Source organism: Parendozoicomonas verongulae (genome assembly GCF_009711465.1).
Lineage (GTDB): Bacteria > Pseudomonadota > Gammaproteobacteria > Pseudomonadales > Endozoicomonadaceae > Sansalvadorimonas > Sansalvadorimonas verongulae.
On the sequence record NZ_SMME01000642.1, the window covers coordinates 2,101 to 2,367 of the forward strand.

The 267-nt window shown below is 61.4% G+C and carries 1 protein-coding gene; it reads left to right on the forward strand.

Translation table 11 applies throughout. From position 1 onward, the window contains the following. A partial coding sequence (locus E1189_RS23155) for a hypothetical protein (RefSeq protein WP_196221063.1) occupies positions 1-267 on the forward strand: 267 nt, incomplete at both ends.

The following is a 267-nucleotide window of genomic DNA, read 5'->3' on the forward strand; positions in this document are numbered from 1 at the left end:
ACAGGTGGTGTTCTTCTTCCCCTTGCACTGAACGTCGCTGCTGCTCCGCCGGTGAGCGTTAAGCAGGTTGACCGAAGCAAAGGTGGCACCGCAACGGCAGGTGGTGTTCCGTCCCCCCTTGCACTGAGCGTCGCGGCTGCTCCGGCGGTGAGTGTTAAGCAGGTTGACCGTATCGAAGGTGGCGCCGCAGACGCAGGTCGTGTTCCACTTCCCCTTACACTGGGCGTTCTTGCTGCCCTGGCGGTGAGAGTTAAGCAAGCTGGTCGA